The 25,678-nt window shown below is 69.7% G+C and carries 19 protein-coding genes; 14 read left to right on the top strand and 5 right to left on the bottom strand.

Annotated features, from left to right (window positions below; genetic code table 11):
* Positions 1-396: 396 nt before the first annotated feature.
* Positions 397-1,737 (bottom strand): APC family permease, encoded by a 1,341-nt coding sequence (locus J2853_RS44935; RefSeq protein WP_307568056.1) that lies wholly within the window; start codon positions 1,735-1,737, stop codon positions 397-399.
* 133 nt (positions 1,738-1,870) lie between these two features.
* Here J2853_RS44935 and J2853_RS44930 point away from each other — a divergent pair, with 133 nt between their 5' ends.
* The gene (locus J2853_RS44930; RefSeq protein ID WP_307568055.1) at positions 1,871-2,263 is read left to right on the top strand and encodes a DUF8711 family protein; all 393 of its coding nucleotides are present in this window, start codon (positions 1,871-1,873) and stop codon (positions 2,261-2,263) included.
* Positions 2,264-2,500: 237 nt separating this feature from the next.
* On the opposite strand, the gene J2853_RS44925 is transcribed toward J2853_RS44930, so the two are convergent.
* The gene (locus tag J2853_RS44925; protein WP_307568053.1) at positions 2,501-3,775 is read right to left on the bottom strand and encodes a glycosyltransferase family 4 protein; all 1,275 of its coding nucleotides are present in this window, start codon (positions 3,773-3,775) and stop codon (positions 2,501-2,503) included.
* Between the two features lie 35 nt (positions 3,776-3,810).
* Here J2853_RS44925 and J2853_RS44920 point away from each other — a divergent pair, with 35 nt between their 5' ends.
* Genes J2853_RS44920 through J2853_RS44910 form a run of 3 tightly spaced genes read left to right on the top strand, consistent with a single transcriptional unit; the run spans position 3,811 to position 9,186 of the window.
* Complete coding sequence (locus J2853_RS44920; protein WP_307568052.1) at positions 3,811-4,668, top strand: PIG-L family deacetylase; 858 nt, start codon at positions 3,811-3,813, stop codon at positions 4,666-4,668.
* Between the two features lie 34 nt (positions 4,669-4,702).
* Positions 4,703-5,764 carry a lysylphosphatidylglycerol synthase domain-containing protein gene (locus J2853_RS44915; protein WP_307568050.1) on the top strand — a complete coding sequence of 354 codons (1,062 nt, stop codon included), beginning with the start codon at positions 4,703-4,705 and terminating at the stop codon, positions 5,762-5,764.
* A 53-nt stretch (positions 5,765-5,817) separates the two neighbouring features.
* A complete protein-coding gene (locus tag J2853_RS44910; protein WP_307569036.1) occupies positions 5,818-9,186 on the top strand; it encodes an ATP-binding protein in 3,369 nt (1,122 codons plus the stop codon).
* Here J2853_RS44910 and J2853_RS44905 read toward each other — a convergent pair.
* Entirely contained in the window at positions 9,176-9,640 is a 465-nt protein-coding gene (locus tag J2853_RS44905; RefSeq protein ID WP_307568049.1) for a hypothetical protein, read from the bottom strand. The genes J2853_RS44910 and J2853_RS44905 overlap by 11 nt on opposite strands.
* Positions 9,641-9,876: 236 nt before the next feature.
* Here J2853_RS44905 and J2853_RS44900 point away from each other — a divergent pair, with 236 nt between their 5' ends.
* Both J2853_RS44900 and J2853_RS44895 read left to right on the top strand, forming a co-directional pair.
* Positions 9,877-10,455, top strand: coding sequence for a DedA family protein (locus tag J2853_RS44900; RefSeq protein ID WP_307568047.1), 579 nt, complete (start codon positions 9,877-9,879; stop codon positions 10,453-10,455).
* Positions 10,456-10,530: 75 nt separating this feature from the next.
* Positions 10,531-11,508, top strand: a complete 978-nt coding sequence (locus J2853_RS44895; protein ID WP_307568045.1) for a D-alanyl-D-alanine carboxypeptidase family protein — start codon at positions 10,531-10,533, stop codon at positions 11,506-11,508.
* Between the two features lie 613 nt (positions 11,509-12,121).
* Here the strand turns inward: J2853_RS44895 and J2853_RS44890 are convergent.
* The gene (locus tag J2853_RS44890) at positions 12,122-13,126 is read right to left on the bottom strand and encodes a TrmH family RNA methyltransferase (protein ID WP_307568043.1); all 1,005 of its coding nucleotides are present in this window, start codon (positions 13,124-13,126) and stop codon (positions 12,122-12,124) included.
* Positions 13,119-13,892 carry a DUF4184 family protein gene (locus tag J2853_RS44885; RefSeq protein ID WP_307568041.1) on the bottom strand — a complete coding sequence of 258 codons (774 nt, stop codon included), beginning with the start codon at positions 13,890-13,892 and terminating at the stop codon, positions 13,119-13,121. Before J2853_RS44885 ends, J2853_RS44890 begins: the two co-directional genes overlap by 8 nt.
* 521 nt (positions 13,893-14,413) lie before the next feature.
* Between J2853_RS44885 and J2853_RS44880 the strand changes: the two genes are divergently transcribed.
* From J2853_RS44880 to J2853_RS44845, 8 genes are all read left to right on the top strand, one after another.
* The gene (locus J2853_RS44880; RefSeq protein WP_307568039.1) at positions 14,414-16,189 is read left to right on the top strand and encodes a substrate-binding and VWA domain-containing protein; all 1,776 of its coding nucleotides are present in this window, start codon (positions 14,414-14,416) and stop codon (positions 16,187-16,189) included.
* Between the two features lie 203 nt (positions 16,190-16,392).
* Complete coding sequence (locus J2853_RS44875) at positions 16,393-18,078, top strand: RNA polymerase sigma factor (protein WP_307568037.1); 1,686 nt, start codon at positions 16,393-16,395, stop codon at positions 18,076-18,078.
* A gap of 152 nt (positions 18,079-18,230) precedes the next feature.
* Positions 18,231-18,602 (top strand): hypothetical protein, encoded by a 372-nt coding sequence (locus tag J2853_RS44870; RefSeq protein ID WP_307568035.1) that lies wholly within the window; start codon positions 18,231-18,233, stop codon positions 18,600-18,602.
* Complete coding sequence (locus J2853_RS44865; protein ID WP_307568033.1) at positions 18,599-19,726, top strand: GNAT family N-acetyltransferase; 1,128 nt, start codon at positions 18,599-18,601, stop codon at positions 19,724-19,726. Before J2853_RS44870 ends, J2853_RS44865 begins: the two co-directional genes overlap by 4 nt.
* Before the next feature lie 145 nt (positions 19,727-19,871).
* Positions 19,872-20,750: a glycosyltransferase family 2 protein gene (locus J2853_RS44860; RefSeq protein WP_307568031.1), complete on the top strand. Its 879-nt coding sequence runs from the start codon at positions 19,872-19,874 to the stop codon at positions 20,748-20,750.
* A gap of 2 nt (positions 20,751-20,752) precedes the next feature.
* Positions 20,753-21,694, top strand: a complete 942-nt coding sequence (locus tag J2853_RS44855) for a glycosyltransferase family 2 protein (protein ID WP_307568029.1) — start codon at positions 20,753-20,755, stop codon at positions 21,692-21,694.
* On the top strand, positions 21,691-22,494 hold the full coding sequence (locus J2853_RS44850) for a polysaccharide deacetylase family protein (protein ID WP_307568027.1): 804 nt from the start codon (positions 21,691-21,693) through the stop codon (positions 22,492-22,494). Before J2853_RS44855 ends, J2853_RS44850 begins: the two co-directional genes overlap by 4 nt.
* A gap of 271 nt (positions 22,495-22,765) precedes the next feature.
* The gene (locus tag J2853_RS44845) at positions 22,766-25,627 is read left to right on the top strand and encodes a hypothetical protein (protein ID WP_307568025.1); all 2,862 of its coding nucleotides are present in this window, start codon (positions 22,766-22,768) and stop codon (positions 25,625-25,627) included.
* Positions 25,628-25,678: the final 51 nt, after the last annotated feature.

The following is a 25,678-nucleotide window of genomic DNA, read 5'->3' as shown; positions in this document are numbered from 1 at the left end:
AGGAGACCCGCCGGAAGAACGGCCGGCACGGGAAACCCGCGCGTGATCGCGGTCGCGGCCCCCGGGATGCCTCCGGTCGCCGCGTACGGCGTGGGACACGAGGCGGCCCCGGCGCGTTCGCCGCGCACCGTGACGGGCGGAACCGGGCCCGGCGGCGGCCCTTCGGGACGGCGGAGGGCCGCCGCTTCACCGCGATCACGCGATGTCGGCAGGTCACGGCCGGAAAATTTTACCCGGAACCTGCGGACGGTCATCAAAAAGCCTTCGAAAACGTCGGCCGGTTGACGTAGTCTCTCTCAAACTCCAACAAAGAGGGAGTACAACATGAAAAAGGTATTAATCACCCAAAAACCCCGCCCGCCCCGCAAACCGATCTCCCTTGATCTGCGCACGCCCTCAGGACGGGTGCTCCCCTTCTGACAAGAACAACCGGTTGACGAACCAGAGAATCACACCGATCGCGATCAGAACGCCCGCGCGGAGATAGACGTCGGCGCCCCGGCCCGTGATCGGCAGCACCAGGACGAGGCAGACCAGCGCGCCCAGGACGGGCATCCAGCTCGGCGCCCGGAAGTGGTCATGCTCCACCCGGTCCTTACGGAGGATCAGCACGGCCACGTTGACCATCACGAACACGCACAGCAGCAGAAGCACCGTCGTGTCCGCCAGGTTGCCCACGTCTCCGGTCGCGACCAGCACCGCCGCGATGCCCACGGTGAACACGATGGACACCCACGGGGTGGACCTCGCCGGATGGACCGCCGCGAAGATCTTCGGCACGATCCCCTCCCGCGCCATGCCGTACACCAGCCGTGAGGCCATGAGCATGTTGATCAGTGCGGTGTTGCCCACCGCCAGCAGCGCGATCAGCGCGAACAGCTTGGGCGGGAACGCCAGACCGGCGACCTTGACAACCTCCAGCAACGGGCCGGTCGAGCTCTCCAGCGTCCGGGTGTCCACCAGCATGGTCGCGGTGAACGCGACCGCCACGTAGATCAGCCCGGCGACGATCAGGCCGCCGAAGAGCGCGCGGGGAAAGTCGCGCTGCGGATCCTTGGACTCCTCCGCGAGGTTGACCGAGTCCTCGAAGCCGAGCAGCGCGTAGAAGGCGAGGGCCGTACCGCCCAGGACGCCGAGGAACGCGCCGTTGGCGGGGTGGAACTCCAGGGCGCGGGCGGGCTCGCCCTGTCCGGACAGTAGCGCGTAGACGCCGATCGCGATGATGACCAGCAGGCCGAACGCCTCGATGACCGTCAGAACCACGTTGACCTTGACGGACTCGGAGATGCCGATGAAGTTCACCAGCGTCACCAGGCCGAGGAAGATGAACGCTCCGACGATCACCGGGAGCGTGACGAACTCCGCGAGATAATTGCCCCCGAACGCCCGCGCCGCGGCGCTCGCCGAGGTGATCCCGCTCATCATCACGGCGAAGGCCACGATGAAGGTGACGAAGGGGACGTTGAACGCCTTGTTCACGTAGAGAGCCGCCCCGGCGGCCTGGGGATACTTCCCGACCAGTTCCGCGTAGGCGGTCGCCGTCAACGCGGCCAGCACGAAGGCCACGAGGAAGGGCAGCCACAGCGCCCCGCCGACGTACCCGGCGACCTTCCCGACCAGGGCGTAGATCCCCGCCCCGAGGATGTCGCCCACCACGAACAACAGCAGGACCCTGCGCCCGATCACCCGTTTGAGCGAGTGCTGGCCGGAACCTGAATCGACGATCGCCTCAGCCATACCCCCCTCTTACCCACCGGAGGACGGTCATCACACCGAGTCACAGGAGTCACTCCTGCAAGCATCGTGAAAGCGATCCGCAAGGGCGTTTTCCTAGGGTTCCGTCTGTACCCGAATGCAATGAAAGGCAGAAATGTTCAGCGCCCTCACCCCCCGCCGTGTCTCCGTCGCCCTCGCGGGGGTCGCTCTCATATCGATGACCGCCGCCTGCGGCGGGTCCGCCGGCAGCGAGATCTGCACCGACGCCGCGTGGACGAAGTCCTTCACGGACTACTCCGCCGCCGCGGCATCCAGCGCGGGTGACCTGAACAAGTTCAACGAGGCCACCGCCAAGCTCTCCGCCGACCTGAAGACCCTGGCGGGCACCGCCGACGGCGAGGTGGCCACCGCGCTCAACGACCTCGCCACGTCGCTCGAAGGACTCAAGATCGACCCGAGCGACCCGGCCGCCGCCGCCGCGGCCGCCGGCACGATGACCACGAAGCTCCAGGAGGCCACCACCAAGCTCGCCTCCGCCTGTTCCTAGCGTGACCCGTGCCTCCTGGTGACAGGATGCACCCGGGTACGGTCGCCGCTCCGCCTGCGGGGGGCAGTGCGGCGCGGCGACCGTACCGAACATCGCGGAGCCCCCGCCACGCGGCGGGGGCTCCGCGCGTCACATCCCGTCTCTTCGTCACCTTCGCCGTGACACCGCCTCAAACGTCGCGCCCGGCCGCGAGCACCGGCTTCGTCGCGGTTTCGAAGGTCAGGGCGCGCTCGCGTGCTAGCGGTCGCTCCCGCGCGGGCCTTCACCCCCGGTCTTCAGGCCGGAGCCCTGGCCCGCCGCCCGGTAGCAGCTTTCGAAGCCCTCCAGCACCACCGGCCAGGAACTCCGGACGGGCTCGGTCTCGCGGTTGTGCGCCGCGATCGACTCGCGCAGTTCGCGGTCGCGGACCAGCCTGGCCACCGACGCGACCAGGCCGTCGAAGTCTCGCCCGAGCAGCCCTTCCTTGCCCTGCCGGACGAAGTCGGCCACCCCGCTCTGCGTCCGCGCCACCACCGGGACCCCCGCCACCCTCGCCTCCAGCGCCGCCAGCCCGAAGGACTCCCGGGGCGCGGGCGCGACGAACACGTCCGCGGAGACGAGCAGGTCGTGAATCCGCTCACGGCTGTAGCGGCCGGGCATCGACACCCAGCCGGTCATGTCGTTGGCGCGCAGGTAGCGCTCCATCTGCGAGCGCGCCGGACCGTCGCCGACGATGGTGACCCGCATGGGCGTCTCCTGCGGCACCCGGGCGCGGGCCTCCCTCATCAGCTTGAGCAGCCGGATCGGCTGCTTGCGTGGCGCCAGCCGCCCCACGGCGACGACGTGCACCGGCTCATCGCCCGGCTCCCGCCGTACGGGATCGGAGGGGGGCCCGGAGTCGGTGAGCCGTACCGCCTCGGGGGAACGCGCCGGATCGGCGGAGGACACGGATTCGACGGGCTCCACCGCCTCGTCGGGTCCCGCGGCGCCGGCCGACCCCGCCTCACCGTCGGAACGCCAGCCGGAGACGTCCAGCCCGTTGGAGATCACGTGCACCGGCACCCTCCGCCCGGCCACCGCGCGGATCGGCCGGGCGGCGGCCTCGCTCACCGCGGTGCCCACCAGCCCCCAGCGATGCCACTCGAACAGCAGCCGCAGCCCGCGGTAGACGAGCCGGGTGATCGGGTCCCACATGCTGTGCACGGTCACGACCACGGGCAGCCCCGCGCGTACGGCCGCGCGCACGCCCATCCAGGCGAACGGCGAGACCGCCCCCGTGTGCACGTGCACCACATCGGGACGCCGGGCTCTCATCAGCCGCAGCATGTGGCCGACCCCGAAAGGATGGACGGGCAGATCAAAGGGGAGTTTCGCGATGATTCTGTGCACTCCGGGGAGGGGGGCGCCCGGGGTGGCGGTCGCCACCTCGACTTCGTGACCCGCCTCCCGCTGCATCCGGATCAGATCGCCGACCTGCACCTCGATCCCACCCAGACGCGGTAGGTAACAGTCACTGACGTGGAGGATCCTCACCGTGCCAGCGTAGCCCCGCATGAGATTATGCCTGCGTGCTCGAAAGGGCGCATCCGCACCGGGCGAACGGAGTGAGCCTCATCAGCACCGTCAGGACAGCCGTGTTCTTCCATGCCCATCCCGACGACGAGGCCCTGCTGACCTCGGGCACCATGGCGATGCTCGCCGCCGAGGGGCATCGGGTGGTCCTCGTCGTGGCGACCTCCGGCGAGCGCGGGCAGGCCGACCTCGAACCCGGTGAGGCGCTGGGGGCCGCGCGGATCACCGAACTGTACAAATCGGCGGCGGCGCTCGGCTGCGCCCGAGTGGTCAACCTCGGTTACGGCGACTCCGGGCTGGCACCCGGCGGCGGGATCGCCGAGGACCGGCCGGACAACGCCTTCATCGACGCCGACGGCGAGGAGGCCGCCCGGCGGCTCGCCGCGATCCTCACCGAGGAGCGAGCCGACCTGCTGACGATCTACGACCCCGCGGGGGGCTACGGGCACCCCGACCACGTCCAGGTGCACCGGGTCGGCGGCCGGGCGGCCGAGATCGCGGGGACCCCGGCCGTGCTGGAGGCGACGGTCAACCGCGACCCCCTGCTCAAAGGGCTGAAACTCGTCCGGAGGTTCTACCCCGCCCTCGACGTCCGAGCCTTCGAGCGGGCATACTCCCCCGGCGAGGCGATCACCCACCGGGTCAACGTGCGGCGCTTCGCCCGCCAGAAGAGGGCGAGCATGGCGGCCCACGCCTCCCAGGCCACCGGCGCGGACACCCGCACGCTGGGGGTGATGCTCAAGATCCCCCAGCCGCTCTACCGTCTCGTCTTCGGCACCGAGTGGTACGTCCGGCGCGATGTTCCTCCGGGCACCAGGTTGAGGCACCCTTTCGAAAATCCTCCCAAAGGATGAGATTCGGACCGGCACACTTGGTCAGGGGGGTTACGTGAAGAACAGATGGGGACAGATCGGGCTGTCAGTCGTGTCGCTGACGTTGGCCGTCACACTCGTTGTCTTCATGCCGCAACTGGTAAGGGCGCTGACCGGCCAGCAGGTCTCCTGGGCCCAGATCTACGCCCAGTTCTCCGCGTTGAGCCCGCAGGCGATCGCGCTGATGGCCGCGGTCTGGCTGCTCAGCCTGCTGGCCTACACGTTCGTGCTGACCGCCTCCCTGCCCGGGCTGACCCATCCGCAGGCCCTGGTGCTGAACGCCGGCGGCAGCGCGGTGAGCAACCTGCTCCCGTTCGGCGGCGCGGCCGGGGTCGCGGTGACCTTCGCGTTGACCAAGGGGTGGGGCTTCCCGACCCGGGCCGTCGTGGTGTCAACGCTGACCAGCGGCATCTGGAACACCCTGTTCCGGTTCCTCCTGCCCGCCGCGGGCATCGTCGCCCTGCTGTTCAGCGGGCAGCGGCTCAGCCCCGCCGTGGCCAACGCGGCCTGGGCAGGCGTGCTGTCCATCCTGGTCCTGGTCGCCGTGGTGACCGTCGCCCTCTTCTGGGACCGCGCCGCCGCCGTCCTCGGCCGCGCCCTCGACGGCCTCGCGCGAGTGGTTCCCCGCAGGATCCGGCCGGCCGAGCACGCCCTCTCCGAGGCGCTGCGGAAGCTGCGCGCCGACACCTCCGCGATCGTACGGACCCGCTGGCCGGGGCTGACCCTCGGCATGATCTTCTTTCTCGGGTTCCAGTGGCTGATCCTGGTCTGCTGCCTGCACGCGACCGGCGCCTATCCCGGCCTGGCGCAGTCGATCGCGGTCTTCGCCCTGTCGAGGGTTCTCACAACGGCTTTGGTGACCCCCAGCGGAATGGGGATAATGGAGGCGGGCACGAGCGGCGCGCTGGTTTACTTCGGAGCACCCCTCGATTCCGCGGCCGCCGCCGCCCTGCTTTTCGGCTTCTGGACCTACACTGTCGAAATCCCCTTCGGTGGGCTGGCGCTTGGCGCGTGGGCATTCCTTCGCCGGCGTGAGAACTCCACCCAGGCCCCTGAAAAGGAGCCGATCAGCCGCTAGATTGGGAAATACCTTGTGCGTGATTCAAAGGCCCGCATAGCGTGGCGGCTGACATGGTGGCGTTCCGGGTTCTGGGTCCGGTCGAGGCGCATTCACATGATGACGAGCTCGACCTAGGCGGGTTACGGCAACGGGCCGTCCTCGCCCGTTTACTCGTGGCACGCGGACAGGTCGTGCCCGTCGACTCCCTCCTGTACGACCTGTGGGACGACGACGCCGCCAAGGGCGCGCAGTCCGGTCTGCAGGTCTACATCTCCCGGCTGCGCCGGGTCCTCGAACCCGGCCGTCCACGCGGGGGCCCCAACCGGCTGCTGGTCACCGTGGCCTCCGGCTACGCGCTGCGCGTCGCCCCCGACCAGGTCGACGCGCTCCGCTTCGAGACGCTGGTCCGCAGCGCCGGAGAGCAACTGGAGGGCGACGACCCCTCCTCGGCACGGGTCCGCCTGGAGAAGGCGCTGGGCCTGTGGCGCGGCACCCCGTACTCCGACTTCGCCGACCAGCCGTGGGCCGAGGCCGAGGTCAACCGGCTGACCGAGCTGCGCCTGGTGGCCCGCGAGCGGCATGCCGACAGCGGCCTGCGCATGGGCATGCCCTCGGAGGTGGTGCCCGACCTGGAGGCGCTGACCACCGAGCATCCGCTCCGCGAGGAGGGATGGCGGCTGCTCGCCCTCGGCCTCTACCGGGGCGGACGGCAGGGCGACGCGCTGGCGGCGCTGCGCAAGGCCCGCACGATCCTCGCCGACGAGCTGGGCATCGACCCGGGCCCGGCGCTGCGCAAGCTGGAATCCGACATCCTGGCCCAGGACCCGGGCCTCCAGCTCTTCGTTCCGCAGGCCGCCCGGCAGCGCTCGGCGGTGTCCGCCGACACCTGGCCGCCCCGGCCCACGGCCACCCCGGTGGAGCTGCCTCCGCTGGAGCCCGAGCCGTTCGTCGGCCGCGACGCCGAGCTGGCCAGGCTGACCACGGCCGCGGCCAGGAGCGGGCGCTTCACCGTCGCGGTGATCAGCGGCGACGCGGGCGCGGGCAAGACCACCCTGGTCCTCCAGCTCATCAAACGGCTCTCCGACGACGGCTGGGGCATCGCCTCCGGCGCCTGTCCCGACAGCAGCGCCACGCCTCCCGGCTGGGCGTGGGTGGAGATCCTCCGCACGCTGGTCAACGTGGCCGGTCCGGGCGAGTACGCCCAGCTGCTGGCCCCGCTTCTGGACGACGCGGCCCCCGAGCCCGACGACGAGGTCTCCGGCGGTTTCCGGCTGCACCGGGCGGTGGGCGGATATCTCGCCGCCGTCGCCAAGGAGACGCCGATCCTGCTGACCCTTGAGGATCTGCACTGGGCCGACGACCAGACCCTCGCGCTGCTTCGCGCGCTGCCCAGCCTGCTGTCCACCAGCCGAGTGCTGCTGGTGCTCACCTGCCGTGACAGCGAGCTGAGCGACCAGCAGGCCGACGTGCTCGCCGCGCTGGCCCGGCTCGGTCCCGTCCGGGTGGGCCTCACCGGCCTCGATCCCAAGGCCGTGGCGGAGCTGGTCCGGGCGACCTGTGTGCGCGAGGTGGACGAGGAGGCCGTCAACAGCATCGTCGAGCGAACCGGCGGCAATCCCTTCTTCGTCCGTGAGACGGTGCGCCTGCTGGACGCCGAGGCCGTGAGCGACCGCGCGACGGCCGCCGAGGTGATCTCCGGGGTGCCCTCCGGCGTCCGCGACGTGCTGCGGCGGCGGATCTCCCGGCTGCCCTCGGCCGCCCAGCAGATCCTGTTGCAGGCCGCGGTGATCGGCCGCGACGTCGACGTCGACGTGCTGGTCGACGTCTCCGTCGACGAGGACGCCGTGGTCGACGCCGTCGAGGCCGCGCTCCTCGCCGGGCTGGTCACCGAGCCGGGGCCCGGCATGCTCCGCTTCGACCACGACCTGGTCCGCGACACCCTTTACTCCGACGCCTCCCGGCTGCGCCGCTCCCGGCTGCACGCCGCGGTGGCCGCGGCGATCGAGCACCGCAATCCCGGCGACGTGGCGGCGCTGGCCCACCACTACGACGCGGCGGGAACCGCCGAGACCGCGACCAAGGCGGTGCACTACGCCGGGCTCGCCGCCGAACAGGCCGAGCGCCGCTTCGCCCACCGCGAGGCCGCCACCCTGTGGGCGCAGGCCATCGCCGCCTTCGACCGGTCCGGCATCACCCACACCTCCGACCGCACCAGGGAACGCCTGCTGCTGACCCTGCGGCTGATCAAGGCCCTGGCGCTGTGCGGCGACATGTCGGCGGCCCGCAGGCAACGGCGCGAGGCGATGGACGCGGCGTTGCCGCTGGGCAATCTGGAACTCACCGCCCGCGTGGCGGCGTCCCTGGCCGTGCCGCACAAGGGCATGGCCCGCGACTTCACCCGCACCGCGTGGGAGATCGTCGACGTCGCCGAGCAGGCACTGGTCGAACTGCCCGCGGGCGAGCAGTCGCTGCGGGCGAGCCTGCTCGCCACGCTCGCGCTGGAGCTGGAAGGCTCCGCCACCCCCAGGGGTGAGCAGGCCTCGCTGGAGGCCGAGGAACTGGCCCGGCGGAGCGGCGACCCCGGGTTGCTGGCGACGGCGCTGAGCGGGCGGCTGCGCCAGTCCTACGGCATCACCCCGGTCGGCGAGCGCGAGGTGATCGGCCAGGAGCTGCTGGGGGTCGGCAAGGCGACCGGCCAGGTCGCGGTCCAGGCCCTGGCCCATCTCGTGCTGATGGAGTGCGCGGCCGCCTCGGGCGCGTTCGCCGAAGCCGACGCGCATGTGGCCTCCGCCGAGCGGCTGGCCAGGCAGTACGGACTGTCGGCGCCGGCCGCCGTCGTCGCCTGGTACGCCGGGCAACGGCTGATGATCGCCGGTGACTTCGCCGGGGCGGCGCTCGCCTACCGCGACGCCGCCCGGCAGACCGCCAAGGCGGGCATGCTGGAGGGCCGGCAGGATCTGCCGCTGATCACCACGTTCTGCCTGCACCTGGTCAACGGCCAGGCCGCCGAGATGGTGGAGCCGCTGGCCGAGGCCCATCAGCGCGGGGCCAAGTGGACCCTCGACGCCTACGCGGTGGCACTCGCCTCAGCGGGGCACCTGCGCGACGCGCGGGCCGTCATCGCGGTGAAGACCCCCGTGCGTCCCGACTTCCTCTACGAGCTGGCGATGATCTGGCGGGCTCTGGCGGGCATGCTGCTGGACGACCGGGAGCGGATGATCGAGGCCTACGACACGCTGAAGCCGTTCGCCGACCGGATCGCCGGTGCGGGCACCGGTGTGGTGGCGCTGTGGCCGGTCGCGCTGACCCTCGGCGACCTGGCCCTGCGGCTGGGGTTCACCGACGCGGTGAAACCCCATTACGAGAACGCCCTCTCGGTGGCCCAGCGGGTCGGTGTGGGCCGCTGGGTGGAGGCGGCGCAGCGCTCCCTCAGCAACTGACGAAAAACCTCTCGCCACGCAGGGGAGCCTCGCCGGAGACCGCCAGCACGGCCCGGTACCAGCCCGGGTTGCCGACGACGCGCGGCTCCCACTCGGCGGTCTGGCTCTCGCCGATGAAACCGGAGTGCGCGCTCAGGTAAGGCCGCCAGCTCCGGGTGGCCTCGCTCCAGCGCTGCAGGCGCCAGCCGTAGGAGACGACTTTCTCGGGGTGGGCGTTGTCGATCACGCTCTGGATCCGGTACGGCCTGTCGCACGCGCCGAGCGCGGTGACGGTGATCGTGCCCACCGTCGGGATCTTCTCGGCGACGACCGGCAGTGACTCCGCGGACAGGGTCACCGTGTGCACGGGTGCCTCCGCGTCCACGCCCACCGGCGCCCGGACGGAGGCGCCCTGAGAGGCCTCCACCCCCACGTAGGCACCGGCGAAGGCGAGCGTGGCGATCAGCAGCTTCACGACATTCGCGGCTCCACTCGCCACCACTGGCGTAATGCTGCTTCGCGGACTCATGGCGTACACCTTTCTTCGTTGCTCACAGGTGTACGCCGGGATGCTTGATCTCTGCTTGATGTCCGCTTGCAGTGCCCCGTCCTTGGTCTTCTCTTGCCGAGACCGCCTCCTTGATGTCCTTTCAAGGGCTCCACCCGTGTGGAAACAGGTAAGCCTGGCCTAATATCAGGTAAGACCAGGGGGTGAGCGAGGTGGTGATGTTCGGCATGCGACGGGTTGCGGCGGGCGCCTCCGAGCCCGCCCCGGTCTCCTTCGTGAGCACGCTGTGGACCTGGCTCACCGGCCTGCCCCTGTGGTTCTGGGTCGTCATCGGGGCGATCGCCCTCTTCGGCGCGTTCCAGGCCTATTACTGGATCGGCCATGTCCTGGGATCCAGGCTCTACACCTCGCGCCTGGGCAGGAGAATCGGCCAGCCGAACATCCTGCGGGTCGAGAAGGTCGTCGAGAAGTGGGGCGCGCTCGCCGTCTACGCCTGCTTCTGGGTGCCCGGCCTGCGCCACACCCTGCCCTGGGTGGCCGGGGTCCTGCGGATCTCCTATCCGTGGTACGTCGTGGCCAGCGCGCTGGGCTGCCTGACCTGGGTGCCGGTGACCTCCTTCGGCCTCTACACGGTGATCTGGGGCTGGCTGAAGCTGGCCGCGCAGTCGCCGATCCTGGCCGGCACGGTCGCCGTGGCGGTCATCGCCGCGATCATCGGGTTCGTCCACCGGCGCCGCCGCAGGGCCGCGCGGCGCGAGGCGGAGCAGCTCACCTCCGCGTGACACCGATGTCAACATTTCCATAGCTAAAGTGCCAAGTTACGCACTTTGGCAGCAGGCTCTGCCACCATGATTCGCATGCGAACCAGGGGAATGCACCTGATTGTCTGCACCGCGCTGGTCACCGTGGCCACTCTGGCCACCGGCTCCATCTCGCCGGCCGAGGCCGACACGCTCACAACGCTCGCCCCGACCGGCGGACTCGCGACGATCACCCGGACGGCCGGGCCTGCCGCGCCCGCCCAGATCCGGCGAGCCGCCGGACGACTCGACCACCGTGCCGTTCCCCCGGTTCCCGGACGAGCCGCCTACCTGTTCGACGCCACGTCGGGAACGGTCCACCTCAGCAAGCAGGCCGCCAAGCGGATGCCGGTGGCCAGCCTGACCAAGGTCATGACGGCGTACGTCGTGCTGCGGGAGGCGACGTTGAGCGACACCGTGACGGTCAAGGCCGAAGATGTGAAGCACGCCTCGGCCAACGGGGCGACGCACGCCGGTCTGCGCTCAGGGGAGCGCCTGACCGTCAGAGACCTGCTCTACGGGGTGATGCTCCCCTCCGGGGCGGACGCGTCCCACGCGCTGGCCCGCGTCTACGGTCCGGGCAACGCCAGGTTCGTCGCCAAGATGAACCTCGCGGCCCGTTCCCTCGGGCTGGCCGACACCCGCTACGCCAACCCCGACGGGCTGCCCAAACCGAGCCCCGGCTACTCCACCGCCCGGGACCAGGCCAAGCTCGCCGACATCGCGCTCCGCGACCCGACGCTGCGGATCATCGCCTCCGCCGGGCGCCACGCCGTGACGAAGACCAGGTCTCACCGGGCGCACACCTGGACCAACTCCAACAAGCTGCTCGGCAAGGCGCCCGGCGCGCTGGGGCTCAAGACCGGCTACACCAACGCCGCCGGGTACTGCCTGTCGTTCGCCGCCGACCGCGACGGCCATCGGCTCATCGGGGTCATCCTCGGCGAGTCCAACGCCGACCGGCGCTTCCAGACCGCGACCCGGCTCCTCGACTGGGCGAGCGAGCAGACCACGATCGACGACATCGACCTCTGAGATCTCCTCGGCCGTTCGCCGGCGACCCGGCGACCCGGCGAATCGGCACGGGCCCGCCGGGGTCCGCCGAGGTCCGCCTCCAACCGCCGGGTTTCGATCGGCTCGATCAGCCGGGGTCACCCACCGGCGAATTCGTCACGCGCGTCACGGGTCGTCGATCACAAATCTTCCATTATCGGGAACGGCCCGCATCGCTTACCTTCTCCTCCCTTCGCCCTTTTCCCAAGGACAGGAGAACGGCCCGTCGCGGACCTTCCCGCCGTCGGCGATCACCCGAGGAAATCACCCGCTACCTCGGTGAATCTCGATGGATCTTCCAAATCGCGCGCTTTTCGAATTAAGCCCGCATATGCGCGGTCCGCCGGATCGGGAGAAAGGCGACCGGTCGGCGCCGACGCCCCGGGAAACGACGCGGGCGGCAACGGTTCCGGGCAATCCACCGTGACCACGATTCCGCTTTCTGCGGTTCATCCGCGCCCCGGACAAGCGGGCCGCGGCCGTAAAGGGGGAATCTCCGGAATTCCCTTGATCGGATGTTTTCCTGGACGACAAGACGCCTTTCCCGGACGGGATCACCTTTCGCACGCACGCTGGAAGGCGTCCGTGATCCCGGTCAGCCCCGCTGACGGGACCCGTCCGCCGGACGTCCGCGCATGAGGCCGTGGCAGGCGATGGCGGCGGCGGCCACCACGTTGAGGGAGTCGACGCCGAGGCCCATCGCCACCGGGCTCATCGGGATGCAGACCGCCTCGTCGGCCTCGCGAAGCCATCGGGAGGACAGGCCGTCGCCCTCCGAGCCCAGCAGGAGCGCCACCCGGTCCGCCATCGCTACCTCGTCCAGGGGCACGGCGGACTGGTCGGGCGTGAGCGCCAGCGTCTGGAACCCGGCCCCGCGCAACTCCGCCAGCCCTCCGTACCAGTCGGTCATCCGCGCGTACGGGATCGCGAAGACCGCGCCCATCGAGACCTTCACCGAACGCCTGTACAGGGGGTCGGCGCAGCGGGGCGACAGGATCACGGCCTCGACCCCCAGCGCGGCGGCGCACCGGAAGATCGCCCCGACGTTGCCGTGGTCGACGAGATCCTCAAGGATCAGGACGCGGCGCGGCGGCTCGGCGTGCGGTTCCGCCCGCTCGGCGTCAACGTGGCCGGAGAGGTCCTCGGGGGACGGCACGTCCCACCCGGCCGGGTCACCAAAGGCCGGGTCACCGGAAGCCGGAACCCGCCCGGACGAACCCTCGGGAGCCTGAATCCGCACGGCCGGATCGTCGGAGGCCGGGACCCGCCCGGCCAGCACCTGTTCCACCGTGGGCAGGGGCAGCCGTTCCATCGCGGCCAGCGCGCCGCGGTGGACCGGGAACCCGGTGATGTCCTCCACGACGGCGTCGTCCACCACGTGGACCCGGTCTCCGAGCTCGCCGAGGAGGTCGGCGAGGGGCTCGGCCCAGCGGCGGGTCAGCAGGACCGAACGCACGGGGTAGCCCGCCGCGACGGCGCGGCGGATGACCTTCTCCCCCTCGGCGATGAAGAGGCCGTGCTCGGCCTCCAGGCTCTTGCGCAGCTCGACGTCGCGGAGGTTGGCGTAGTCGGCCAGACGGGGGTCCGAGAGGTTAGACACCTTCGAATACTGCCATGGCCCGTCTGAGCTGCCATATCAGCGTGTAGGCGAGCAGCGGCAGGCCGCAGCCCACGACCACCCCCGCGCCCAGCCTCGTCACGAGCTCCGCCGTGCCCTCCCAGGAGAAGACCACCGGCCAGGCGATCGCCCCCAGGGGGATCGACACGGCGGTGATCCGGAGCATGCGGCGCCGTACGCCCGCGGGGATGACCAGGCGCTCCGGCGGCGCCTGCGGCTCCATCCGGGACAGCCCCCGCCAGGCCCACCAGACCATGATCGCCAGGCCGATCACCGTGGAGACGTACTGCAGCAGACGGAACAGGGGAAGGAGGCCGGCCACCCGGCCGTCCAGCCAGTCCCAGCCCCAGACGCCGGAGCTGTAGGAGTGGGTGAAGGAGTCCCAGAACTTGTGGGTGAGGGCTCCCACGATGCCTCCGGCGACCACGGAGGGCAGCTGTCGCAGGCCGTACATGCCGGGTCCCACCGAGGCCGCGCGACCCGCGAGACCGGGTGGCAGCAGCGTGGTCAGCGGGTCGCGGATCAGGACGTGGAAGACCGCGAGCAGCACGACGACGGCGAGCGGGTCGACCGTGAGGACGCCCTTGAGGGAATGCCAGAGCGAGTAGTCCAGCAGGAAGGGAAAGAAGGACGGCAGGTCGGGAATCATGGCCCCCAGCGCGAGGGCCCAGGGGTCGAGCACCCGGCGGATCCGTCCCGAAGAGATCAACGGCAGCACGGCGGCGACGTGACTGGGCGTGAACGGCAAGGACCTTCTCCCCCGAGAATCTGATGACGTGTTCCCGGGGGAGAGTACGCCCCCCGCTCCCATCGAGATCTTTACGACTCCACAGCGATGCCACCTTGAGTAAGGGATGAATTACCCACCGCTGTCATCCGGAAACGCCGAAGCCGCTCCGGCCCTCCGGATCACCTCGATCCGCCGGACGACAGGCCGGCCGGCGCGAGGGCGCCGGGATCCGGCGGGTGCGCCGCATTCGCCGTGAATCGCATCACACGGCGGTCGACGGCGTCGCCATATCGGTCACGCCGACCGGCCTCGGTTGCACGAGAAAGCCGGAAAATTCGGTATTGGAGCCCCTACCACCGCCGACTTCCGGTCTTCCTCATACAACGCAGAGATTCACTACTGGCACGTACGGTGATACCCGCACCAAAAAGAGCGTTTTGCCACATTAAGTGTTCCCAGTACAGTTCCGTGAATATTGCAGGGAACCTCCCGATAGGGTGACCCGCTAGCTCCAGGACATCGACACCGAAGAGGGCATCATGGGACGTCACCGGACTGATGAACTCGACGATGGCTACACCCCCAACAGAGAAGCGCCCAGACGACGCCGCGGGGGACGTGGCCAAGTACTGGTCCCCCTCGCCGGGTCGGTCGCCCTCGCCGTGCTCCTCGGTGTCGCCGCTTTTGTGATCATCAACCGTGACCGGGAATGCTCGGGCGACCCGGTCGCCCTGCGGGTCACCGCCTCACCCGACATCCAGCCCGCCGTGTCCCAGATCGCCGAGCGCTACAACAAGGCGGGCCACGACATCGACGGCAGGTGCGCCACCGTCACGGTGGCCAAGGGCGTCCCGGCGACCGTGGCCTCCGCGCTGGGCGGAGGCGGCGGCAAGGCCGAGGCGATGGACCTGTGGATCCCCGACTCGGCCCTGTGGGTGTCCGGCCTCCGGGCGAAGAACCCGGACGTGCCCGCCCCCGGCGCGTCCATCGCCCACTCCCCCATCGTCATGGTGGCCTCCAACTCGGTGGTCCCGAGCCTGAAGAAGAGCTTCGGCGAGGCCAGCTGGGGCGGCATGATCAACGCCGCCAACGTGGCCAACGTCGACGGGCCCGGCCGCAAGGTGCGCGTGCTCGCGCTGGACCCCTCGCTCAACGCCGCGGGGCTCGGCGCGCTGCTGGCGGCGTCGGGGGTGGCCACGGCCTCGGGCGCCGGTGAGGAGCAGCTGGTCGGCGCGCTCAAGTCCCTGTCGGCGAGCACGGTCCGCGACCAGGACGCGCTCCTGGCCAGCCTCGGCGTCAAGGGCGCCAAGGTCCCGCTGGGCGTCGCCTCCGAGCAGGGCGTCTGGGCGTTCAACAACGCCAAGAAGCCGGAGGTCCCGGCCGTTCCGCTCTATCCGGCCGAGGGCACCCTCAACCTCGACTACCCGGTGGTGATCACCACCGAGAACGCCACCGTCCGCAAGGCCGCCGAGGCGTTCCAGAAGGAGCTCGGCACCGACGCCTCCAAGAAGACCCTTCGCGACCAGGGCTTCCGCACCCCGGACGGCAAGGGCGGCAAGCCGGTCGCCGGCGCGGGCGGCTTCCAGGCCAAGGCCCCGGTGACGCTGAAGATGCCCGACGCCAAGACCGTCGCGAGCATGTCCCAGTCGTGGTCCCGGCTCAACCTCGGCACCAGGCTGCTCACGCTGCTGGACGTCTCCGGCACCATGGCGCTCCCCGTGCCCGGCATGGGCGTGACCCGGATGCAGGCGATCACGAAGATCGCCATCGAGGGCATGAAGCTGTTCCCGATCAAGAGCGAGCTCGGGCTCTGGCAGTACTCCACCAACCTCAACGGCCAGGGAGTGGACTACCGCGAGACGATCCCGGTCGGCCCGCTCACCGAGAACATCAACGGCGTCCTGCGCCGGGATCTGCTCAACCAGAGGCTGGCCACGACCCAGGCCAAGCCGACCGGCGACACCGGGCTCAACGACACCCTCGCCGCCGCCTACAAGCAGATGACCGACGACTACCAGGGCGACAAGATCAACACGGTGCTGATCCTCACCGACGGCGCCGGCAACGACGACCCCGAGGGCGGGATCAGCAACGCGGAGATCCTGAGGACGCTGAAGGAGGAGTTCAACCCGGAGAAGCCGGTCAGCGTCCTGATCATCGCCTTCGGTCCCGACGCCCCCAAGGGCAAGCGTCAGATGGACGCCCTGGCCAAGGCGACCAACGGCGACGCCTTCATCGCCAAGGACATCCTCGAGGTCCGCAAGTTCTTCCTGGAGGGCATGAAGCGCCGCCTCTGCTCGCCCAACTGCGACTGACCCTTCCTCACCTCGTTCACCCCGAACGGCTGGGAGTCCCATGGACCTCAGCCGTTCCAGTTTTCCCAGGTTATGCCGGGTCGGCATGATATCGACCCTTATGGACAACCCACCGCGGTCAGGTGGCGTCCTACGCGTGTGGGGCCTGGAGCGGGCAGGTGGTGACGCCCGTGAACGAGCCCGTCCCGCGGGGAGGAATGTCTGTGCCCGGATGGCCGGCCGTCGGCCGAACCGACGATCAACAACTCGTGGAGACGCTCAGGCGCGCCGACGACACGGCGCCCGCGAGCCTCTACGACTCCTATGCCGAACGTCTCAACGACTACGCCCTCTCGCTGCTGGGCGACAGGGACGCCGCGGCCGACGCCGTACACGACGCCCTGGTGACCGCTCACGGCAGTGTGGACCGGCTGCGCGAGCCCGGACGCCTGCGCCCGTGGTTGTACGCGCTGGCCCGGTTCCAGTGCGCGGCCAGGACGCGGGGCTCGCAGAGCTCGTTGCCCGCGCCCGCGCAGGAGGACCACGACGATCCCGAGGAGCGCGAGCTGGCCGCGCTCGTGCACGAGTCGCTGACCGAGCTGGGCAGGCAGGAACGCGAGGTGCTGGAGCTGTCCCTGCGGCACGACCTCAGCCCCGGCGAGGCCGGTTCGGTGCTCGGCCTGTCCTCCCGGCAGGCCACCGCCCGGCTCGCCCGCGCCCGCGACCACCTGGAGAACGCGGCCGCCGCCGTGGTCCTCGCCAAGGTCGGCCGCGCGCACTGCCCGGACCTGTCGGCGATGGTGGACTCCTGGGAGGGCCCGCTGACCCCGATACTGCGCAGGCGGCTGTCCGGCCACATCGGCCGCTGCGAGGTCTGCATCGAGCGACGCGACCGTCACGTCTCGGCCGGACGGCTGCTCGACATGGTGCCCGCGGCCTTCCCTCCGCTCTCCCTGCGCAGCCGGGTGATCGAGACCTGTGTGAACCCGGAGCTGGAGGAGTTCCGGGCCTCCGTCGTCGAGGCGGGCGGCCGTTTCGACCGGACCGGTTTTCCCGTCGCGGCGGAGAGCCGCGCGAAGGGCCGCGGGTGGACCCGGCGGAAGGGTACGGGCGCGAAGCGGGCACGCGACGAGGGAAGCCACCGGATCGCCGCCGCCGAGCCACGCCGTACGGCCCCGCTGCCGGTGCAGCGGCGCCGGCAGCGGCGCAAGGGACCGGTGGTCCTGGCCGCCGCGTGCGTTCTGGCGGCCACGGGAGCCATGGTCGTGGTCAACGGCCAGGATCTCACCGCCGGGCCGTCCGTGAACCTCCGGATCACGCCTGAGCCGGAACCCGCGATGGAGATCCTGGAGCCCGAGCTCGACCCCGGCTCACCGGAGCCCCTGCCGGAGGACTCCCCGTCCGAGGCCCCCGAACCGACCCTGGCGTCCAGGAAAGCCGCGGTTCCCACCCCCCTCCCCAGTACGGCACGGCCGACGGCCGGCCGGCGGCAGGTTCCCCAGCGGTCACCCTCCGGCCGCAAGCCCGCCTCCCGGCCCGCGGCCGCCCAGCTGACGGTCTCGTGCCCGTCGAGCATCGGGGAGGGCGCGGGCCGGATCCAGCTCGCCGCCCGCAACGCCGCCGTCTCCTGGTCGGCGACCACCTCCGGCGGGTTGAACGTGCACCCCCGGCGCGGGCAGCTCAAGGCCGGAACGAAGATCCTGATCTGGGTCACCGCGGCCGACCCCGGCGAGAGCGGTGCGGGCCGGGTCGCGTTCAAGTCCGCCGGGGGCAACGCCCTGTGCGCGATCTCCTGGGAGAGCCCCGAGCCGGAGGTCCCCGACCCTCCCCGCGACACGACGCCGCCCCCGGCGCCGACACCGACGCCCTCCCTTTCCCCCGAGTCCAGTTCCGAGGCCGAGACCGGCTGATTCCCCGGCGCGATTTTACGCAACGCTGAGATGTGGCTCCGATATGCGGTAAACCATTAACTCGCGCCGAGCGTCGGCATTGACTTCTGCGTTAACTGATTGGTCATATGAAGGCGCGATCAATCGCTTCGTTACCAGCCAGGAGCTCGGAGATGTCGATCAGCCTCAGGGTGCTCAAATGGGCGCTCACCCTCGCGTGCACAGCGGGAGCCGTGATCGCTCTAGCGGATATCAATACCCCGCTACGTCTGACTTTGACCCCTTTATTCCTTTTAGTGGTACCTGGCGCAGCGGTAATTGGACTGTTGCGTGATCGTGACCCTCTTGCAGCGCCATCTGTCGGCGTGGCGGCAAGCCTGGTTGTAAACGTATTCCTTGCCACCGCCATGCTGACTTTTGACGCATGGTCACCACGGGCCGGGGTGGCGACAATCGCCGTTCTCGGCGGATTTGTATACGTACTACGCCTGTTGTACCGGGGGAGCGGAAGCGTGCAGACCGAACAGGGGGTCAAATCAAGGTGACCATCGTCATTGTTCGCCCGGAGGACCTCGGGGAGTCCGAAATATCACGATGGCGGGAGTTACAAGAGGCGAACCCGTCTCTGGACAATCCGTTCCTGTCCGTAGAGTTCGCGCTGGCGATGGGACGCCTTCGTGATTATGTCCGAGTCGCGGTCATTCAAGAGAATAGCACGATTAGAGGATTTTTCCCATACGAACGCCATAGTTTCGGGATTGGCAAACCTTTAGGGGGCTTTCTCACTACCTGCCATGGGTTGATCTCCGTCCCCGAGCTGAAGGTGGACATCCGCGCGCTGCTGCGCGCATGCAAGATCTCGGCCTTCGACTTCGACCACCTGGTCCCGGGCCAGCCGACGTTCGTCTCCTACGAGTCCGACGTGCGACCGGTGCCGGTCATGGACCTCAGCCTGGGCTTCGAGGCCTACATCGACCAGGTCAAGGCGAACTCCCCCAAGAACCTCAAGACGGTCCGCTACAAGGAGCGCAAGCTCGGCCGCGAGCAGGGCGAACTCCGCTTCGAGTGGAATTCGGCCGACGTCGGGACGCTCCGCACGCTCATGAGCTGGAAGTCCTGCCAGTACCGCCGGACCGGCCGCGTGGACCGCTTCGCCCAGCCGTGGATCGTCCGGTTGCTCGACGAGATGCACGCGGAGGGGTCCGAGACCTTCGCCGGCGTCCTGACCATGATCTATGCCGGAGACAGGCCCGTCGCCGGGCACTTCGGCCTCCGCACGGCGACCACTCTGGTCGGCTGGTTCCCGGCCTATGACCCGGAGTTCGCGCGCTACTCACCCGGCATCGTGCACCACCTCCGCATGGCGGAGCACGCCGCGGAGTCGGGCCTGCGACAGGTGGACATGGGCAAGGGCGGCCGCGAGTACAAAAGCTGGTTGAAAAGCGGTGACCTGTTCGTCGCCGAAGGCCGGATCTCCCGCCCTTCCCCGACAGCCGCGATTCATTGGATGGGTCGTACACCGGTCAATAAAATTCGCACAATCATCACAGACCATCCGCATTTGTACAGATTCGCCGATCGCGTGCTGAAAGGTTTCGGCCGAATGCGCAGTCCAGCGCAGAACCAATCATCCGCGCCTGCCGTCAAGGAGCCATGGGGAGTGGGCTGACCCGCTCCCGCACCGCACATCACCCGTCAGGACCCCGCGCATCCCTCCTCGCATTCGCCATTTTCCCGATCATCCAGATCGCGTATGGCCCCGGGTCCGTCCGCTAGTCACCCCTGACGACCGACCGCCCGGAAGGATCTCCGTCATGACCCCCGAAACCACCAAGCACCACAACGGAAAATCATCTCTGAGCATGAGTCCCGATATCACCAAGCAGTACAACGGCAAACCGCCCCTGAGATCCATGCCACCGATCGAACGATTCACCCCACTTACTCCCCACGTGGCCATTTCCCCCACGGTCAGCGTCGTGGTTCCCGCCATGAACGAGGCGGAGAACCTGCCGCACGTTTTCGCGACGCTGCCGCACTGGATTGACGAGATCGTCCTGGTCGACGGCAATTCCTCCGACGAGACCGTCGCCGTCGCCAAAAGGCTGCGTCCCAACATCCGGGTGATAACGCAGACCGGAAAAGGCAAGGGCGACGCGCTGGCGGCCGGTTTCGCCGCCTGCACCGGCGACATCATCGTGATGATCGACGCCGACGGGTCCACGGACGGCCGCGAGATCATCCAGTTCGTGGGCGCGCTGGTCACCGGCGCCGACTTCGTCAAGGGGTCGCGCTACGCGACCGGCGGGGGCAGCGACGACCTGACCTTCAACCGCAAGTTCGGCAACAAGGTGCTGACCGCGCTGGTGAACAGGCTCTACGGCACCCGCTACAGCGACCTCTGCTACGGCTACAACGCCTTCTGGTCACGTCACCTGGACGTCCTGAACCTCGACTGCGACGGCTTCGAGGTGGAGACGCTGCTGAACATCCGGGCCGCCAAAGCCGGGCTCAAGGTTCAGGAGGTCCCGAGCCACGAGCGCTGCCGGATCCACGGGGAGAGCAACCTGCACGCGGTCCGCGACGGCATCCGGGTCCTGAAGACCATCATCAGGGAGTGGCGCACCGGACCGGCGCCCGCGCCGCCGCAGCCGGCCGCCGCCGCCCCCACGGCGGACCAGGGCGCCGCCTGATCATGAGAAGCAGTGTCGTCATCTGCGTCTACACCGCAGAGCGCTGGAAGGACATCCGGGAAGCCGTCGAATCGGTCAAGAACCAGCGGCGCGAGCCGTACGAGATCATCCTGGTCGTCGACCACAACCCGGATCTTCACCTGTCGCTCAAACGGGAGTATCCCGGCGCGATCGTGATCGAGAACCTCCAGGAGAAGGGACTGTCCGGCGGTAAGAACACCGGTGCGGCGGCCGCCTCCGGCGACGTCGTGGCCTACCTGGACGACGACGCGATCGCCGAGCCGGGCTGGCTGGAGGCGCTGGAGGAGAATTTCCGCGACCCGGCCGTCATGGGAGTGGGCGGGCTGACCAGGCCGCTGTGGGCGGTCGGGCGCCGTCCGCGCTGGTTTCCCCGCGAGTTCGACTGGACCGTGGGCTGCACCTATCGGGGCATGCCCTCGGAAAGGGCGCCGATCCGCAATGTCATGGGCGGGAACGCGGCCTTCCGCAGGCACATCGTGGGCGAGGTCGGCGGATTCCACACCGGCATCGGACGCAGCGTGCGGGGGCGCGGACCCCGGCCCCTGGGCTGCGAGGAGACCGAGTTCTGCATCCGGCTCTCCCAGCGGACGCCGGGCGCGGTGCTCTTGTTCGAACCCGGCGCGGTGATCGGCCACAAGGTGCCGGCCGTGCGCTCCACGTTCGCCTATTTCCGGTCCCGGTGTTACGCCGAGGGCCTTTCCAAGGCGCTGGTCACCCGATACGTCGGAACCGGCGACGGGCTGGCGAGCGAGCGGGCGCACGCGCTGAGGACGCTTCCGCTGGGCGCGCTGCGCGGGGTCGGGGAGGCGCTCGGAGGCGATCCGTCCGGCCTCGGCAGAGCCGGGGCGATCGTCGTCGGCCTCGCCTGGACCACCTGGGGTTACGTTGTCGGTTCCCTTCGTCTGAAGCGGGGGCGTTCATGATCCGCGTGCCGATTCTGATGTACCACTCGGTCTCCGACCGGCCCAACGCCGAGACGAAACCGCTGGCGGTACGGCCCTCGACCTTCGCGGAGCACCTGTCCTATCTCAAGGAGAGCGGCTTCACGCCCCTGACGATGGCCGGCCTGGCCGCCCTCCTGCATGAGGAGAATGACCGTTCTCTCCCGGAACGACCCATCGTGGTGACCTTCGACGACGGCTACGCCGACTTCCACCGCGAGGCGCTGCCCCTGCTGAGGCGCTACGACTTCCCCGCGACGGTCTTCCTGACCAGCGGGTGGGTCAGCGACGCGGGCAAGGACGCGGCGGGCAGGCCGCTCGACACGATGCTGACCTGGAGCCAGGTCCGCGAGGCCGCCTCGTGCGGCATCGAGATCGGCGGCCACAGCCACAGCCATCCCCAGCTCGACCAGCTCTCCGACCACGAACTCCGCCAGGAGTTGTGGCGCAACAAGGCCCTGCTGGAAGACAGAGTCGGCACGGCGGTCTCCACGATGGCCTACCCGTACGGATACTCCAGCGTGCGTGTGCGGCGCGAGGTCCGGCGGGCCGGATACCGGGCCGCCTGCGCGGTGAGCAACGCCCTCGCCGCCGACCGGCACGACGAGCTCGCGCTACCGCGCCTGACCATCGCCGAGAACACCTCCATGAAGCTGTTCAGCCGCGCGGTCGAGGGAAGCCGGGTCCCGCTGATCTATCTGAGAGAGCGGATGCTGACCAGGGGCTACGCCGTCGTCAGGCGCACCAGGTACGGCCTGCGCAAGGTACGCGGACTCGTATAGGGACACGCCCGGGGCGAGACCTCGCCATAAAAAGCGCCCGAGGCATCGCCTCGCGTAAAGACACGCCCGAGGCGTGGGGGAGGCAGGACATGAGTACGACGACGGATTACCGGTCGGGAGCGCGGTTCGGCGGGCAGGAGCCGACGCCGCCGGCGAGCCGATCTTCGATCGCGGCATTGGTCTTTACCTGCCCATGCATAACGCTCAACCTTGGCGAATCTTCACAACCGATCACCCCAGCCGGGTTCGCGCAACCATCATGATGTTCGACGTGAGGCAACGGGCAGGCGATGACGTGACAACGGGGGCGGCGGAGACCGCCGAGGTCAATGAGAACGGGTCCACGCGTTCCGCGCCTCCGGTGCCGGCCGGATCCGAAGGCGAGGCCACCGGGCCGGTGTCTCCCGGCGCCTCCGGCTCGTCGCGCGAGGAGGGCGCGCCGGAGGTCACCGCCACCGTCCGGATCCCCGCGTTCCGGGTGCCCTTCCATCCCATGGGAAGACCGGACGCCGGGACGTCGGCATCCGGCATCCCCGTGTCCGACACCCCGGCGTCGGACACGCCGGTTTCGGACACCCCCGCGTCCGACACCCCGGCGTCCGACACCCCCGCCTCGGACACCCCGGAGGGGAACGTCTCCGGGCGGGGCGCTTTCGCGGGTGAGATCGGCGGGGTGGGAGTGCGCGTCATCGAGGGCGAGACCACGAAGGGCCGGACCACCCCGGCGGACGCCGCCGGTGCTCCGCCCGAGGGGGCACGGGCCGAAGGCGACGGCTCCGGAGGCGAGACCGTCGTGGCCGGGGCGCTCCCCGCGGGTCCATCGGCCGGCGCTCCGGACGCCACGGCGTCACCGGCCGAGGAGACCGACACCACGGCGGAGGTGCGCCTCCCCGCACCCCCGCGGACGCCGGCCGACGACCCGCCGGGGACGGCCGCGCCCGCCGTCAGGCGATCGCGGGTGACGACGCTGATGCGGACGGCCTCGGTGTGGCTGCCGCCGCTGCTCACCGTCGAGGGCCTGATCATGTACGTGCTGGCCCTGCGGGTGGCGCCGGGCCCGTGGCGAGGCGTGGACCTGGCGGAGGTCGACGGCCTGGGTCTCGTCTCGGCCCTGCCGGGCACCGCGTTCGCCGCGATCATGCTGATGATCGTCGCGTTCTTCGTCACGATCGCGCAGAACACCGACCGCAAGTTCCTGCTGCTCTTCCAGCTCGCGGCGATCACCTTCGCCCTCCACGGCGCGGCGGCCCTGGTCGAGAACGAGGCCCGTTTCCACACGGCCTACGTCCACGCGGGTTTCGTGGAGTACATCAGCCGGACCGGGGAGTCCTCCGCCATCCTCGACGCCCGCCTCGCCTGGCCGGGATTCTTCGCACTGGTCGCGTTCGTCACGAAGGCGGCCGGGATCACCGACCTGACGACGATCATGCAGTGGACGCCTCTGCTGTCGAACCTCCTCTACCTGCTGCCGTTCGTGCTGATCCTGCGCCAGGTGGTCGCCACCACCCGCGCCCGATGGTTCGCCGCGCTGCTGTTCGTCATCGTCCAGTGGATCGGCCAGGACTACTTCTCCTCCCAGGGCTTCACCTACGCCGTCTACCTCGCCTTCGTGGCGATCCTGCTGCGCTGGTTCGGCAGGGTGGACCCCCGCGGGGACCTTCACGGGAACCTCCGTGGGGACCTTCGCGGGAAACCACAGCCCTCCAGGGGCCTCATCCGGCGGGCGGCCGCCCGGCTGGGCGGGCTGACCCCCGGCGAGCTGAGTCGCCCCACCGGCGTCTACGACCGTTCGATCATGCTCATCGTGCTCATCGGCCTGTTCGGAATCGCCACGGCGTCACACCAGATCACCCCGTTCATGATGCTCGGCATCCTGACGGGCCTGCTCCTGTTCCGGCGCACCTCGCTCAGCTGGGGGCTCCCGTTCCTCCTGGGCCTGGTGGCACTGTCCTGGATCAGCTACCAGACGGTGGCCTTCTGGAGCGGGCACATCGACGAGCTCTTCGGCGACCTGGGCCGGGTGCTGGACAACCTCCAGAGCAACACCGGTGACCGGATCGACGGCAGCGACCCCGAGCACGCGCCCGTGCTGACGGCCCGGCTCGGGATCTGCGCCGTCATCCTGGCCCTGGCCGCCACCGGCCTGCTGCGCCGCCTGCGCCGCGGCGTCGGCGACAGGGCCGCGCTCCTTTTGCTGTGCACCCCCGTGCTGGCCCTCGGCCTGCAGAACTACGGGGGCGAGATCGGCCTGCGGATCTACCTGTTCGCGCTGCCGGGCGCCTGCGTCCTGGCCGCCTACGCCTTCTTCCCCAACCTTCCCGCCGCCACGGCCGGCGCCCCCGAGGAGACGGCGCCGGCCCGCGGGCGCTTCCGGTTCGGCCCGGCGCTGACCCGCCGGATCTCCCTGGTGTCGGCGGCCGTGTGCGCGCTGGCGCTGTCGATGGCCTTCCTGGTCGCCCGCTACGGCAACGAGCAGTTCGAGCGGGTCTCCGCCGACGAGGTCGCGGCTATGCACTACATCTACGACCACGACAAGCCGAGCGCCCGCGTCCTGTATCTGGTCCCGCTGATCGGCGAGGAGGTCACCCCCGCCATTCCGTGGGGGGAGAAGGACTTCGACAGGATCTCCTACGAGCAGGCGCTCGTCTCCAGAGACCCGGCCCAGATCTCATCCGTGATCGACAAGTTCCGTGTCTCGCCGCCCAACACCTACCTCATCACCACCCGGGGACAGGCGGGCTACCTGCAGCTCAACCACAACTTCCCGGACGACTGGGCCTCGCGGTTCCGCACCGCCCTCGACGCCTCTCCGGAGCTCAAGCGGGTCTTCACCAGTGACGACGCCGCCGTCTACACGATGAAGTCCTTCCCCGAGGGCGTCGAGATCCCCGAGCCCGGCGCCTCGACAGGGATCGGTGACCCCACCTCTCCGTGGACCCCGATCGGCCTGGGCGCGCTGGGCGTCACGTGGATCGCGCTGTTCGCCTACGAGCTGTCCGTCCTGCGCGGCCGAGGCCGCGGCCGTGTCTCCAGGGCGAGGCGGTGGATCCTGCTGGTCGCGGTGCCCGCCTTCCTGGTGGCCCTCGTGGTGATCGCTGAGCGCTTCGTCGTCATCGGCGCCCAGCAGCCCTGACCGAAGGCAGGCCCAGCAGCCCTGACCGGGGGCGGGCCCAGCAACCTTGAC

Origin of the sequence: Streptosporangium lutulentum (assembly GCF_030811455.1) — a bacterium.
Taxonomy (GTDB): Bacteria; Actinomycetota; Actinomycetes; order Streptosporangiales; family Streptosporangiaceae; genus Streptosporangium; species Streptosporangium lutulentum.
This window is presented reverse-complemented; position numbering and strand designations above follow the sequence as displayed.

Excerpts from the sequence above, each read along its gene's own strand:
- J2853_RS44935 (WP_307568056.1), bottom strand. The coding sequence starts at position 1,737 with ATGGCTGAGGCGATCGTCGATTCAGGTTCCGGCCAGCACTCGCTCAAA.
- J2853_RS44930 (WP_307568055.1), top strand. The coding sequence starts at position 1,871 with ATGTTCAGCGCCCTCACCCCCCGCCGTGTCTCCGTCGCCCTCGCGGGG.
- J2853_RS44910 (WP_307569036.1), top strand. The coding sequence starts at position 5,818 with ATGGTGGCGTTCCGGGTTCTGGGTCCGGTCGAGGCGCATTCACATGAT.
- J2853_RS44895 (WP_307568045.1), top strand. The coding sequence starts at position 10,531 with ATGCGAACCAGGGGAATGCACCTGATTGTCTGCACCGCGCTGGTCACC.
- J2853_RS44880 (WP_307568039.1), top strand. The coding sequence starts at position 14,414 with ATGGGACGTCACCGGACTGATGAACTCGACGATGGCTACACCCCCAAC.
- J2853_RS44870 (WP_307568035.1), top strand. The coding sequence starts at position 18,231 with ATGTCGATCAGCCTCAGGGTGCTCAAATGGGCGCTCACCCTCGCGTGC.
- J2853_RS44860 (WP_307568031.1), top strand. The coding sequence starts at position 19,872 with ATGACCCCCGAAACCACCAAGCACCACAACGGAAAATCATCTCTGAGC.
- J2853_RS44855 (WP_307568029.1), top strand. The coding sequence starts at position 20,753 with ATGAGAAGCAGTGTCGTCATCTGCGTCTACACCGCAGAGCGCTGGAAG.
- J2853_RS44850 (WP_307568027.1), top strand. The coding sequence starts at position 21,691 with ATGATCCGCGTGCCGATTCTGATGTACCACTCGGTCTCCGACCGGCCC.